Source organism: Pseudomonas sp. H1_D05, assembly GCF_054682705.1.
Genome location: NZ_CP162825.1, coordinates 1473157 through 1486924 on the forward strand (window position 1 = coordinate 1473157; position 13768 = coordinate 1486924).

General features: G+C 62.1%; 11 protein-coding genes. 3 read left to right on the forward strand and 8 right to left on the reverse strand.

Translation table 11 applies throughout. The features are described 5' to 3' along the window. Positions 1 to 67 precede the first annotated feature (67 nt). Both AB4O11_RS06760 and AB4O11_RS06765 read left to right on the forward strand, forming a co-directional pair. Entirely contained in the window at positions 68 to 1447 is a 1380-nt protein-coding gene (locus tag AB4O11_RS06760; RefSeq protein WP_460130366.1) for a DUF2868 domain-containing protein, read from the forward strand. Continuing rightward, a complete protein-coding gene (locus AB4O11_RS06765) occupies positions 1440 to 2825 on the forward strand; it encodes a GTPase/DUF3482 domain-containing protein (protein ID WP_093429806.1) in 1386 nt (461 codons plus the stop codon). The genes AB4O11_RS06760 and AB4O11_RS06765 overlap by 8 nt, the downstream gene beginning before the upstream one ends. 187 nt (positions 2826 to 3012) lie before the next feature. Here the strand turns inward: AB4O11_RS06765 and AB4O11_RS06770 are convergent, their stop codons facing one another. The 7 genes from AB4O11_RS06770 to AB4O11_RS06800 form a co-directional block, all read right to left on the reverse strand. Beyond that, entirely contained in the window at positions 3013 to 3573 is a 561-nt protein-coding gene (locus AB4O11_RS06770) for a phosphonate degradation HD-domain oxygenase (protein ID WP_460130367.1), read from the reverse strand. Next, entirely contained in the window at positions 3573 to 4706 is a 1134-nt protein-coding gene (locus tag AB4O11_RS06775) for a TIGR03364 family FAD-dependent oxidoreductase (protein WP_460130368.1), read from the reverse strand. Before AB4O11_RS06775 ends, AB4O11_RS06770 begins: the two co-directional genes overlap by 1 nt. A 125-nt stretch (positions 4707 to 4831) precedes the next feature. After that, positions 4832 to 5857, reverse strand: a complete 1026-nt coding sequence (locus tag AB4O11_RS06780) for a putative 2-aminoethylphosphonate ABC transporter substrate-binding protein (RefSeq protein ID WP_093429804.1) — start codon at positions 5855 to 5857, stop codon at positions 4832 to 4834. A gap of 36 nt (positions 5858 to 5893) precedes the next feature. Continuing rightward, positions 5894 to 7618: a putative 2-aminoethylphosphonate ABC transporter permease subunit gene (locus AB4O11_RS06785; RefSeq protein ID WP_460130369.1), complete on the reverse strand. Its 1725-nt coding sequence runs from the start codon at positions 7616 to 7618 to the stop codon at positions 5894 to 5896. Next, a complete protein-coding gene (locus AB4O11_RS06790) occupies positions 7618 to 8694 on the reverse strand; it encodes a putative 2-aminoethylphosphonate ABC transporter ATP-binding protein (RefSeq protein ID WP_460130370.1) in 1077 nt (358 codons plus the stop codon). The genes AB4O11_RS06785 and AB4O11_RS06790 overlap by 1 nt, the downstream gene beginning before the upstream one ends. 221 nt (positions 8695 to 8915) lie before the next feature. Next, a complete protein-coding gene (locus tag AB4O11_RS06795) occupies positions 8916 to 9779 on the reverse strand; it encodes a LysR family transcriptional regulator (RefSeq protein WP_093429801.1) in 864 nt (287 codons plus the stop codon). 13 nt (positions 9780 to 9792) lie between these two features. Next, positions 9793 to 12102: a heavy metal translocating P-type ATPase gene (locus AB4O11_RS06800; protein ID WP_460130371.1), complete on the reverse strand. Its 2310-nt coding sequence runs from the start codon at positions 12100 to 12102 to the stop codon at positions 9793 to 9795. An 84-nt stretch (positions 12103 to 12186) separates the two neighbouring features. Between AB4O11_RS06800 and cadR the strand changes: the two genes are divergently transcribed. Beyond that, a complete protein-coding gene (gene cadR / locus AB4O11_RS06805; protein WP_016983204.1) occupies positions 12187 to 12636 on the forward strand; it encodes a Cd(II)/Pb(II)-responsive transcriptional regulator in 450 nt (149 codons plus the stop codon). 125 nt (positions 12637 to 12761) lie between these two features. Here the strand turns inward: cadR and AB4O11_RS06810 are convergent, their stop codons facing one another. Further along, a complete protein-coding gene (locus AB4O11_RS06810; RefSeq protein WP_007913001.1) occupies positions 12762 to 13733 on the reverse strand; it encodes a thymidylate synthase in 972 nt (323 codons plus the stop codon). Positions 13734 to 13768 lie beyond the last annotated feature (35 nt).

Here is a 13768-nt window from a genome sequence, read left to right on the forward strand (position 1 = left end):
GCCGCGCTTACCCCGATAAGCGCCACAGCGGTTATGCTCAGCGCTCATTTAAGCGACGGGACGCCGCGTGACTGAACTGACTCCACTGCAAAACCTCTGGCTGACCGAGACCGTGCGCCTGCGCGAAGAACACGCAGGCCCCTTGGACGATCTGGAAGCCAACCGACTGGCGCGCACGGCCGGCGGCGATCTGCCGAGCCGCATTCAGCGCCGGGCTTTATGGCTGGCCGAGCGTGACGGGCTGACGGCAGCCCTCAAACACTGGCTGCAAGGTGCGCGTCTGGCGCTGGTGCTGATGGCGCTACTGGCCTGCGTCACTGGCGCAGGCATGGCATTTTCTGCGCTCGGCGACGGCACACGAGCGGTCAATATTTTCTGGGCGCTGGGCACCTTGCTCGGGGTCAATCTGATCCTCCTGCTGAGCTGGGCGCTGGGCCTGCTTTTCGCTGGCGAACACGGAGCTGCGCTCGGCCGCCTGTGGCTGTGGCTCAGCGAAAAATTTGCCCGGGACGCCAAGGCCGCGCAATTACCCCCCGCATTACTGGTCTTGCTGCAACGCCACAAACTCAATCGCTGGGCGATTGGCACGCTGGTCAATGGCCTGTGGCTGCTGATCATGTTCAGCGCGCTAAGCATGCTGATATTGATGATGGCCACTCGGCAATATGACTTCATCTGGGAAAGCACGCTGCTGGGTGCAGACTTCTTCGCGGCACTGACTGATGCGTTGACGGTGATTCCCCATGCGCTGGGCTGGAGTGCGCCGAGCGTGGACATGATTCGCGTGACGCTGGACACCGATTACAACCGCGTCCTGGTTCGCCAGATGTGGGCGATATGGCTGGTCGGCGCGGTGCTGATCTATGGCGTGCTACCCCGTCTGCTGCTGATGCTGTTCTGCCGTTGGCGCTGGAAGCGTGGTCGGGATCGCTTGCGTCTGGAGCTGAACCTGCCCGGCTACGCGCAGTTGCGTGAACGTCTGATGCCAACCAGCGAACGCCTCGGCGTCAACGATCCGGAGCCTGCGCAACTGCACCGCGTCGAAAGCAGCGTCGGCGGACTCGCCAGCGAAGGTGCCTTATTGGTCGCCATCGAACTCGATGAACAACGCCCATGGCCACCCGCACTGCCGAAAAACGTCAGCAACGCCGGTATCCTCGACAGTCGCGAATCGCGCCATAAACTCCTCGAACAACTCAGCCGCTTCCCGCCGGCACGTCTGGCGATTGCCTGCGACCCACGGCGCTCGCCGGATCGCGGCAGCCTCGCCTTGATCGCTGAACTGGCGCGCAGCGCGGGCGAGACTCGCGTGTGGCTGCTGCAAGCGCCACCGGGCGAAGCACTGGATGCCGAGCGCCTCGGCGACTGGCACACCGCGCTGCAACAGCTGGATCTGCAGTTTGCCGATTGCGCACCGTTGAACTGGCTGGAGAGTGGCCATGACTGATGCCTGGAAAGCGCCGCTGAAACTCGCGGTGGTCGGCCACACCAACGTCGGCAAAACCTCGCTGCTACGCACGCTGACCCGCGATGTCGGCTTCGGCGAAGTCTCCCATCGCCCGAGTACCACGCGGCATGTCGAAGGTGCGCGGTTGTCGGTGGACGGCGAGCCGTTGCTCGATCTCTACGACACGCCTGGCCTGGAAGATGCGATCGCTCTGCTGGATTTTCTCGAACGACTGGAGCGGCCCGGCGAACGCCTCGATGGCCCGGCGCGGCTGGCGCGGTTTCTCGACGGCAGCGAAGCGCGCCAGCGTTTCGAGCAGGAGGCGAAAGTGCTACGGCAACTGCTCGCCTCCGACGCCGGTTTGTATGTGATCGACGCCCGCGAACCGGTGTTGGCCAAATATCGCGATGAGCTGGAAGTACTCGCCAGTTGCGGCAAACCGCTGCTGCCGGTACTGAATTTTGTCAGCAGCGCCAACCATCGCGAGCCAGATTGGCGTGAAGCGCTGGCGCGGCTTGGGCTGCATGCGCTGGTGCGTTTCGACAGCGTGGCGCCGCCGGAGGATGGCGAGCGGCGGCTGTACGAAAGTCTCGCGTTGTTGCTGGAGAATGCTCGGCCACAATTGGAGCGGTTGATTGCCGATCAACAGGCTCAGCGCCTCGCGCGTCAGCAAAGTGCGGCGCGATTGATTGCTGAATTGTTGATCGACTGTGCGGCTTGCCGACGCAGTGTGGTCAGCGAAGCGGAGCAGGAACAGCAAGCGATCAGCGAGCTGCGCAAGGCTGTGCGTCAGCGTGAGCAGAAGTGTGTTGAGGCGCTGCTCAAGCTGTATGCGTTCCGCCCGCAAGATGCGGCGGCGAGTGATTTGCCGCTGCTGGATGGACGTTGGGGCGATGATTTGTTCAACCCGGAAACCTTGAAGCAACTCGGCGTGCGCGTGGGTGGCGGCATTGCTGCCGGTGCGGCGGCGGGGGCTGGTGTGGATTTGCTGGTTGGCGGGATTACCCTTGGCGCGGCGGCGTTGGCTGGGGCGATTGCCGGTGGTGCGCTGCAGACGGCGCGTAGTTATGGCAGCCGGTTGCTGGGCAAGATCAAAGGGCAGCGTGAGCTGACGGTGGATGACGGGGTGTTGCGGCTGCTGGCGTTGCGTCAGCGGCAACTGGTGTTGGCGCTGGATCAGCGTGGGCATGCGGCGATGGATGCGGTTCAGGTGGCGACACCGCAGGACAAGACCTGGCGAGAGGGCAAGTTGCCGGAGGCATTGAGCAAGGCGCGGGCGCATCCGCAGTGGTCGTCGCTCAATCCGCAGGCGAAATTGAATCAAGCGGAACGGCAGGAGCAGATTGAGGCGTTGGTTGATCGGGTGCTTGAGCTTTAGATCGCTACCCCCTCACCCCAGCCCTCTCCCCCAAGGGGTAGAGGGGGAAGGGAGCAGATCTCCAGCCTTTTCAAAACCTGAGTTCGGCTGGATATTTCAGGTCGATGTATCACCTGAGAACAACTCCGTAGGCGCCCTCTCCCTCCGGGCGAGGGCTGGGCGGGCGGCGATCCGATGAGGGTGACAATCACTCGGCCGACAACAAAACCTCAGCCTTGCGCTTGAGAACCGCCAAATCGATCACCGGCACCGCCATCTCCTTGGCCAACTCATCCCACTGGCGCATCCGCAGGCTGACAGCACACAACGGATCCCGCGCAAACGCATCAGCCTCAGCCTCCGTCATCACCCCGCCCTGATACGCCAGCGTCCGCCGACTCGCCTCACTCAGCCGATCAAAATACCCCGGCTCACGCAACGTCAGATACCGCTTGGCCTGCACGTGATATTCCACCAGCCGCGCCATGCGCTCGCTGAACCCGGCCTCACGCAAATAATCCGCACCCAGCCGTTCATGGCTGACCACGCCATACCCGCCCATGTTCTCCGCGCCCTCGGTACACAAATGGCCGATGTCATGGAAGAACGCCGCGAGCACCACTTCGTCATCGAAGCCTTCGGCCATCGCCAGCTCAGCGGCCCGGGACATGTGCTCGATCTGCGACACCGGCTCGCCGATGTAATCGCTAGTGCCAAAGCGCTCATACAAGCCGAACACCCGGGCGACGACTTGCTCGTGACCTGTCATCAATCTTCCTCCAGCAACTGCGCGATATTGCGCTCAGCCAACGCCGGGCCGACGCTCATGCCGACGCCGGTGTGCATCAGCGCCACACTTAGCCCCGCTGCCGGGCGCAGGAACGAAAACGGCCCCGGTCCCCGGGAACCATAGACGCCCTGCCAGCGCTCGACCACTTGCACCTTGCAGCCCAGCGTCTGCACGGCCAGTTCGAGCATCCAGTCATCCACCTGCTCGGCGTTGAACGGTGAAGGGTCGCTGCCGTAATGGTGCGAGTCGCCGATGATCAGTTCGCCGTACGGCGTCGGGCTGATCAACAGGTGGATGCCGTTGTCGTGCAGGTGCGGTTGCTCACGGAGGATTTGCGCCTGCACCGCCGCCGCTTCCGGCAGATCGGCGAAGGCGCCGTAATGCACGCAGCTGAGGCCGGTGAGCAAGGCGTGTTGCAGATTCAGTTCGGTCTGCGGTTTGGCGCGGAGCATTTGCAGGCGGCAGATTTGCGGGTCGAGTGCGGCAATCGGCTCGGCCAGCAAAGTCTGATAATCGTGGCCCGAGCAGACGATAATCTGCTTCGCCGTAAAGCTGCCGACAGTGCTGTGCAGACGCCCCGGTTCGACGTCGCGCACCAGCGTGGAGAAATGAAACGCCACACCAAGGTCGCGGCGCAGATAATCGATCAGTGCCGGAATCGCTTCGCGCGAATACAGCTGTTGATCGTCCATACCGTGCAACGCGGCGCGGTGGTGGCTGAACTGACCGTGATACAGATCGCGCAAGGCAGCGCCGCGCAGCAACTGGATGTTGTAACCGTGTTCCACGGCGCGACCGTTGCAGAAGGCTTCGAGCAGATGTTCTTCGGCTTCAGTGCGGGCGAACAGATAGGAACCGTTGCGCTTGATTTGCAAACCGGCGAGCTGCGCCCAGTCGCCCCATATTTCGCGGCTGGCCTTGGCCAGTTCGAGCATTGGGCCCGGCGGTTGGCCGGTGACCAAGGCCTGACCGAAGTTGCGCACCGAAGCGCCGAGGGGGGTGGCGGTGCGTTCGAAAACGGCGACCTTGAGGCCGCGTTTGGCGGCGGCGTAGGCGTGGGACAGGCCAAGGATGCCGGCGCCGACGATCAGCAAGTCTTGTTGTTGTGTCATGAAGCTACCTCAATGATCGTTCCCACGCTCTGCGTGGGAATGAATCCCGTGACGCTCCGCGTCACAGGGACGCGGAGCGTCCTTAGCTGCATTCCCACGCGGAGCGTGGGAACGATCGGCAACGGTTACTTGGCAACCACTTTCTCGGACTTGCCGTCATAACGCTTGCGCCACTCGGTGAGGATCTCGTCGCGATTCTTCGAGGCCCAGGCAAAGTCGTTCTTGATCAGGCGTTGCTCATAATCCGCCGGCAATTCGGTCTGCGGCTTGGCGATCCCTGGCTGCGCGAGGACAGCGAAGTTCTCCTTGTACAGATCCATCGCCTCAGCACTCGCTGAGAAGTCAGCCAGTTTCTTGGCTGCCTCTTCATGCGGCGTACCTTTGATCACCGCCGTCGCTTCGATCTCCCAACCCAGACCTTCCTTCGGCAGAATGATGTCCAGCGGCGCGCCCTGACGCTTGAGCTGTACTGCCGGGTATTCAAAGGAAATACCAATCGGGAATTCGCCCGCCGCTGCCAGTTTGCAAGGCTTGGAACCGGAGTGAACGTACTGGCCGATGTTCTGGTGCAGACCGTCCATATAGGCCCAGCCCTGCTTCTCGCCGAAGGTTTGCAGCCAGGCGCTGACGTCGAGGAAACCGGTGCCGGACGACGCCGGGTTGGGCATGACGATCTTGCCCTTGTACTCAGGTTTGGTCAGGTCCTGCCAGCTCACGGGCTTGCTCAGGCCCTGCTTCTCGGCCTCGACGGTGTTGAAGCAAATGGTCGCGGCCCAGACGTCCATGCCGACCCACGCTGGCGGGTTCGCGGCGTCGCGGTAGTTCGCGCCGATCTTGCCGAGGTCCTTTGGCGCGTAGCTCTGCAACATGCCTTGCTGATCGAGGATCGCCAGACTGGAAGCCGCGAGGCCCCACACCGCATCAGCCTGCGGACGGGCCTTCTCGGCGAGCAGCTTGGCGGTGATGATCCCGGTGGAATCACGCACCCACTTGATCTCGACGTCCGGGTTGGCCTTTTCGAAGGCTTCTTTGTAGGACTTCAATTGCTCGGCCTCGAGGGCGGTGTACACCGTCAACTCGGTTTTTGCCGCGAAGGCATTCAGGCTGAAAGTAGCGAGCACAGCAGCGGCCAGGGCCATAGGCTTGAACATGATCGTTTTCCTGTAATGAGTTGAACGGGGTTGGAATCAGTGACCGGGCGCGGTTTGCCGCCAGGCTTGAGAACGGCGCAGCAAGCCGCGCGAAGCCCACGCCAGCAGCAAGGACACGCCCGCCGAGGTGAACAGAATCAGGGTCGACATCGCCGCCGCGCCGCCGACGTTGCCGGCGTCATCCATGTTCAGCACCGCGACCGCCGCAAGGATGGTGTCGGGGCTGTAGAGGAAGATCGCAGCAGAAACCGTGGTCATCGCCGAGACGAACAGGTAGCGCACGATGTCGAGCAGCGCCGGCAGGCAGATCGGCACAGTGACACGCAGGTAGTGGCGGTACAGCGGCGCTTTGAGCGACAGCGCGGCGGCTTCGAACTCGGCATCGAGTTGGCGCAGCGCGGTGGTCGCGGTCATTTGTGCCGTGGTCAGGTAGTGCGCAATCGTGCAGACGATCAGCAGCGTCATCGTCCCGTAGAGCACATGCAGCGGGTTACCCGTGAGGTTGAAGAAGAAGACGTAACCCAGACCGAGCACCAGCCCCGGCACCGCCATCGGCACAAAACTGAGCATGCGCAGGGCCAGATTGAGGCCGCGTTGGCTGCGGGTTTTCTCCATGAGGTAAGCGCCGGTGAAAATCAGCACGCTGCCGATCAACGCCGTGCCCAACGCCATCTTCAGACTGTTGCTGTAGGCCAGCCAGCCACCGCCAGCAGTTTCGTTGAACTGGTAATGATTGAGTGACAGCGACAGGTTGTACGGCCAGAACTTCACCAGCGAGGAAAACACCGCCATGCCGAACACCAGAATCAACGCGGCGCTGATCAGCACAACAATCGCCAGATAGCAGCCATCGCGCAGTTTCGACGGTGCCGGTTTGAACACCTGTGCACGCCCGCTCATGGAATCGCCGTGTCGCCGACGCAACCACGCATCGACGCCGAAGCTGAACAGCGCCGGCAGCAACAGCACCATGCCGATCAACGCGCCGCGACCGAACTGCTGTTGGCCGACCACGGCTTTGTAGGCTTCCAGCGCCAGCACTTGATAGTCGCCACCGACCACCACCGGCACACCGAAATCGGTGATGGTCAGGGTGAACACCAGACAGAACGCGGCAAACACCGCTTGGCGAGTGGCCGGCCAGGTGATGCTGCGGAAAGCCTTGGCGGGACTGGCGCCCATGCTCGACGCAGCATCAAACAGACGCGCATCGGCCAGCGACAGCGCCGAGAGCAAAATCATCAATGCATGCGGGAAGGTGTAAATCACCTCACCCAGCACAATTCCCCAGAACCCGTAGATGTTGTCCGAGAGCAGGCCGCGCAACATGCCCTGGTTGCCGAACAGATAGACCAGTGCAATGCCTGGCAGCATCGACGGCGCCATCAACGGCAGCAGGGAAATTCCGCGCCAGATGCCCTTCGCCGGAATCATTGTGCGTTGCAGCGCGTAGGCAAACAGGTAGGCCAGCGGTACGACGATGGCCGCGACGCTGAGGGAAACCTTCAGGCTGTTGCCGAGCAGCCAGTGGAAATTCTCGCTGGTCACCAACTCCTTGGCCGCGAGCCAGCCACCGCCCTGCCCGGCTTCACTGCTGAAGCCGCGCCAGAAGATCGCCAGCAACGGCAGCAACACCGCGACGCCAAGCAACAGCAGCAAGAGAAGCTTGCCGCCGACGACAAAAATGCGGTCGCCAATCTCGGCTTTCGAAGACTGTCGCACCTGCTTGTGCGGTAGCGGCAGCGCGAGGTTGCTGTTCATCAGGCAAACACCTGCAGGCTGCGCGGCGGCAAGGCGACCATGATTTGCTGGGCGCCGAGGCGCGGCATGGCTTCCGGCGCCAGTTCGGCGAGCAAGGCGTGGCCCGGCAACTGATCGAGTTCGAAGCTCATGCGGCAGCGGTTGCCGAGGAAGGTGATCTCGCGGACTTTGGCCGGGAACAGGTTTTCTTCATGCACTGGCGGATTGACGTTGATCGCTTCCGGGCGGCAGAACAACCGACCCGAGGCGCGCTGGATGCTGCCGTCGCTGAGGCGCAGGTTCATTCCGCCGACCTGCGCGTGAGTGTCGCTGCTGCGCTGGAACGGCAGCCAGTTGCCCTGACCAACGAACTCCGCCACGAAGGGCGTGGCCGGGCGGTTGTAGACTTCCTGCGGGGTGGCGTATTGCTCGACGCGGCCGTTGTTCATCACGGCGATGCGGTCGGCCATCAGCATGGCTTCGTCCTGATTGTGCGTGACCATCAGCGTGGTGATGCCGAGGTTGCGTTGCAGCTGGCGCAGTTCGGTGCACAGATGCTCGCGGACGCGGGCGTCGAGGGCGGACATCGGTTCATCGAGCAACAGCAGCGATGGTGCTGGTGCCAAGGCCCGAGCAAGAGCAACGCGCTGTTGCTGGCCGCCGGACAATTGGCCGGGGTACTTTTTCTCGCTGCCGGTGAGGCCGACCAGTTCCAGCATCTGCCCGACGCGACGGCGTACTTCATCACGACCGCCGCCAGCGAGGCCGTAGGCAATGTTCGCTTCGACCGTCAGATTGGGGAACAGCGCGTAGGACTGGAACAGAATCCCGTAGTCGCGGGCCTGCGGGGCGAGGTGCGAGACATCGCGGTCGCCAAGGTACAGCTCGCCACTGTCCTGCTTCTCCAGACCGGCGATGCAGCGCAGCAACGTGGTCTTGCCGCAGCCCGACGGGCCGAGCAGGCAGACCAGTTCACCGGCGGCGACGTCGAGGGAGACGTTATCCAGCGCAGTGAACGCGCCGAAGCGTTTCTGTACGCCGCGCACTTTCATCGGCGCACCGGGGTTGGTCAGGGCAGTTGCGATGGCAGGATTCATGGACAGACCTCATCAAGCAGATGGGGCCAATCCTAGAGTTGTAATGCGTCCGTCATGTGGCAGTGAGGCAAAAACTGGTGATAGTGGTATTCGGGGATTTTGGTTCACCAGAGATCGTTCCCACGCTCTGCGTGGGAATGCCTCATCGGACGCTCCGCGTTCGGCTGTTGGGACGCAGAGCGTCCCGGGCTGCATTCCCACGCGGAGCGTGGGAACGATCATTACGCGGGGGACATTTCCTGCGCCAACCCGAGGAACGCCGCCGGCAACCGCGCGCCTTTGCGCTCTTTCAGGCAATACAGATACTCCGGAATCTGCGGCGCATTCTCGATCGTCAACACGCGCAACTGCGGGTCATGCGGCACTTCCTGCCGGGCAATGATGCTGATGCCGATATTGCGCAATACCGCCTCACGGATCGACTCACGGCTGCCAATCTCCAGCAACGGACCGAAACTCACCCCGGCGCTGGCCAGCAACTCTTCAGTCAGCCGCCGCGTCGTTGACCCGGTTTCGCGCATCAACAAGGTATGCCCGGCCAGTGCGCTCAATGTCACATGATCATGGGCCGCCAGCGGATGGTTGCGATGCACCGCCAGTACCAGTGGATCAGTGCCGAGCACCCGGCGAATCAATCGCGCATCGTCGAGCAACTGTGACGAAGCGGCGACGTCCACTCGGTAATCCTCCAGCGCTTCGAGCACCTGCTGCGAGTTACCGATTTCCACCGACACTTCCACCTGCGGCAAGCGCTCGCGAAAGGTCTTCACCAGATCGAGGATGTAATACGGCGCCGTCGCGGCAATGCGCAAAGTACCCTGCACCTGACCGCTGTTGCGCAGAAAAAACTCGATGTCGGCCTCCTGCTGCAACAGCGTCTTGACCATCGGCAGCAACCGCGCACCTTCGTCGCTGACGCTCAGACGCCGGCCGCCACGGTAGAACAGCTCCACCGAATACTGGCTTTCCAGATTGCGGATCTGCGTGGTCACGGTCGGTTGGCTGAGGCCGAGTTTTTTCGCCGCCAGCGTGATGCTGCCCAGGCGGGCGACCATGTAAAACGCTTTCAGCTCGGCACTCAGCACAACCTTTCCTCATCTATTTGCGCAGCAGGCGCAAACCGTTGAACACCACCAACAGGCTCACGCCCATGTCGGCGAACACCGCCATCCACATGGTGGCGAGCCCGGCGAAGGTTACCCCAAGAAAGATAGCCTTGATCACCAGTGCCAACGCAATGTTCTGTTTCAGGATGCTTGCGGTATTGCGCGACAGGCTGATGAATGCCGGAATCTTGCGCAGATCGTCGTCCATCAGGGCGACATCGGCGGTTTCAATCGCGGTGTCGGTACCGGCCGCGGCCATGGCAAAACCAATCTCGGCGCGGGCCAGTGCCGGCGCGTCGTTGATGCCGTCGCCGACCATGCCGACTCGGCGGCCCTGTGCATAAAGCTCTTCGATGGCTTGCAGCTTGTCGGTCGGCAGCAAGTCGCCACGCGCTTCGTCGATCCCGACCTGTGCGGCAATCGCTTGGGCGGTGTGGACGTTGTCGCCGGTGAGCATCAGGGTTTTCACCCCGAGTTCATGCAATTGGCGGATCGCTTCGCGGCTGGTTTCCTTGACGGTGTCGGCCACAGCGAACAGTGCCAACGGGCCGGAGCTGTCGAGCAGTAACACCACGGATTTGCCCTGTTTCTCCAGCGCGAAGAGCTTTTCTTCCAGCGCCGGCGAGCACAGGCCGAGTTCTTCGACCAGACGATGGTTGCCCAAGTGGTAGGTCTGGCCGTTGATGTCGCCTTTGACGCCCCGCCCGCCCAGCGCTTCGAAGTTATCCACAATCAGCGCGGCGAAGTTTTTATCCACAGCAGCGTTGGCGATGGCCAGCGACACCGGGTGATCGGAGCGACCGGCCAAGGCAGCGGCAATTGCCGGTGCGGTGGCATCGGCGGTTGGATCGAGCGACAGGTAATCGGTCTGCACCGGTTTGCCGTGGGTGATCGTCCCGGTTTTATCCAGCGCCAGATAATCCAGTTTGAAACCGCCCTCCAGATACACGCCGCCCTTGACCAGAATGCCTTTGCGCGCCGCTGCCGCAAGGCCGCTGACGATGGTCACCGGGGTCGAAATCACCAATGCACATGGGCACGCGACAACCAGCAACACCAGCGCACGGTAGATCCAGTCAAACCACACAGCGCCCATGAACAGCGGCGGAATGATCGCCACGGCCAAGGCAAATACGAACACCACGGGCGTGTAGATTTTCGAGAACTGATCGACGAAGCGCTGGGTCGGCGCACGCGCGCCTTGGGCCTGCTCGACGGCGTGGATGATCCGCGCAAGAGTCGAGTTGTTCGCCGCTGCGGTCACCGCGTATTCCAGCGAACCGGCCTGGTTGATGGTGCCGGCGAAAACTTTGTCGCCGACAGTTTTCTCCACTGGCAGGCTCTCACCGGTGATCGGCGCCTGGTCGATGGTCGAACTGCCGCTGACCACTTCACCGTCCAGCGCGATGCGCTCGCCGGGTTTCACTCGCACGCGGGCGCCGAGCTCGACACTTTTCACGTTCTGCTCAATCCACGAACCGTCAGCCTGCAACACCGTGGCTTGCTCCGGCGTCATCTGCATCAGACCACTGATCGCGTTGCGCGCACGGTCCAGCGAGCGCGCTTCGATCAACTCGGCGACGGTGAACAGGAACATCACCATCGCCGCTTCCGGCCACTGGCCGATGAGGATGGCACCGGTGACGGCGATGCTCATTAGCGCGTTGATGTTGAGGTTGCGGTTCTTCAGGGCGATCCAGCCCTTTTTATAGGTGGTCAGGCCACCGCTGAGGATCGACACCAGCGCGATGATCGCCACCACCCAGGTGGGCGCGGCGTTGGTGAAGTGGATGACTTCGGCAGCGAGGGCGCCGACACCGGACAGCGCCAAGGGCCACCAGTGCTTTTTCACTGGCGCCGGGGCCGGTGCTTCGACGCCCGCCTCCGGGGGCTCGGCGTGCATACCGAGGGATTTGATCGCTTCGGTGATCGGTTCGGTGCCCGGCAAGTTATGGGTCACGCCGAGTACGCGGTTGATCAGGTTGAATTCCAGTTGCTGCACGCCGGCGAGTTTGCCGAGCTTGTTCTGGATCAGCGTCTGCTCGGTCGGGCAGTCCATCGCCTCGATGCGGAAACTGCTCAGCCGCGCGTCAGCGCTGGTCTTTTCGCTCAGTTGCACCAGCGCAGGCGCGGCGGCTTTCGACGAGCAGCAGGAATCTTCGTGCGCATGAACCGGTGCCGGCGCAGCGACTTTCGATCCGCAGCAAGCATCGCCACCCTGTGAATGTTTATGCACAGGCTGCAATTTATGACTGTGATCGTGTCCGTCGCCGGGCTTGTGGGTGTGCTGGGAATCGCTCATTGGTCGCGTCCATGAAGGTGCCTGTTGCCAAGTAAAGACCCTGTAGCCACTATAGGGTCAAGCACCCTTTTGGAGATTGTCGTCATGAAGATTGGAGAACTGGCCAAACTCACCGACTGCGCCGTGGAAACCATCCGCTACTACGAGCGCGAAAACCTGCTGCCGGAACCGGCTCGCAGCGACGGCAACTACCGCGTTTACACCCAGGCGCACGCCGAACGCCTGACCTTCATCCGCAACTGCCGCACCCTCGACATGACCCTCGAAGAAATCCGCAGCCTGCTGGCCATGCGTGATAGCCCGCAGGATCAGTGTGAAAGCGTGAATACGCTGATCGACGAGCACATCCAACATGTGAAGGCGCGGATTGATGGCTTGTTGGCGTTGCAGACACAACTGCTCGACCTGCGCCAACGTTGTGGCGAAGGGCCGATGGCCGATCAGTGCGGAATTTTGCAGCGCCTGGAAGTGAGTGGCGGGGTAGTCGCGACGGAGGTTGAGCATTCCCACGTAGGCCGCAGCCACGGCCATTAAGACTCACGCAAAACCAAATGTGGGAGCGAGCCTGCTCGCGAAAGCGGTGTATCAGTCGACATCTCTACGACTGACACGCCCTCTTCGCGAGCAGGCTCGCTCCCACAGGGGTTTTATGCAACGGCTTAAACCGCCATCGGCGCGGTCATTGGCGCGTGGTGTTCGTAGCCTTCCAGCGAGAAATCGCTCGGCTCGACCAGCTCCAGCCACTCTGGCTGATAAACACCGGTCTTGGCAAACTCCGGCACACGATCCGAAATTTTCAGCTTCGGCATGGCGAACGGCTCGCGCTTGAGCTGTTCGTTGAGCATGTCCAGGTGGTTCTCGTAGACGTGCGCATCACCGATGAAATAGGTGAACCAGCGCGGCGTGTAGCCGGTCAGGCGACCGATCAGGCTCAGCAGCGCGGCGCCTTCGGTGAGGTTGAACGGCGTGCCCAGACCCAGGTCGTTGGAGCGGATGTAGAGGGTCAGGGAAATTTCCTTGGTCTCGACATTCGGGTGGAACTGGTACAGCAGATGGCACGGCGGCAGGGCCATTTCATCGAGCTGAGCGACGTTCCAGCCGTGGAACAGGATGCGGCGGCTGCCCGGATCGTTGATGATCGTGTCGACGCACTGACGCACCTGATCGATGGCTTTGTACAACACCACGTAGGCCTGGCCGTCTTCTTCGCCTTGAGCGATCTGCTTGTAGCCGTTGGCCAGGGTTTGTTCGATGGCGGCGGTGTTGCTCAGCGGGATCTGCTTGTACGCCGGCCATTTGCGCCATTGCACGCCGTAGATTTCGCCGAGGTCGTCGTCGCCCTGACGGAACGGGTTGGCCAGCCACTGCGCGTTTTCGTTGGCGTTCTGGTCCCAGACCTTGCAGCCCAGCGCACGGAATTCCGCGGCGTTGTTCACGCCACGCAAAAATCCGCACATCTCGCCGATGGCCGATTTGAAGGCCATTTTGCGCGTGGTGATCGCCGGAAAACCTTCCTGCAGATCGAAACGCAGCATCGCACCCGGGAAGCTGATGGTGTTGATACCGGTGCGGTTGGCTTGTTTGGTGCCGTTCTGAATGACGTGCGAGACCAGTTCGAGATATTGCTTCATGAGTTACCTGTGTCCTTTGAGCCCCGGCGTCGCGC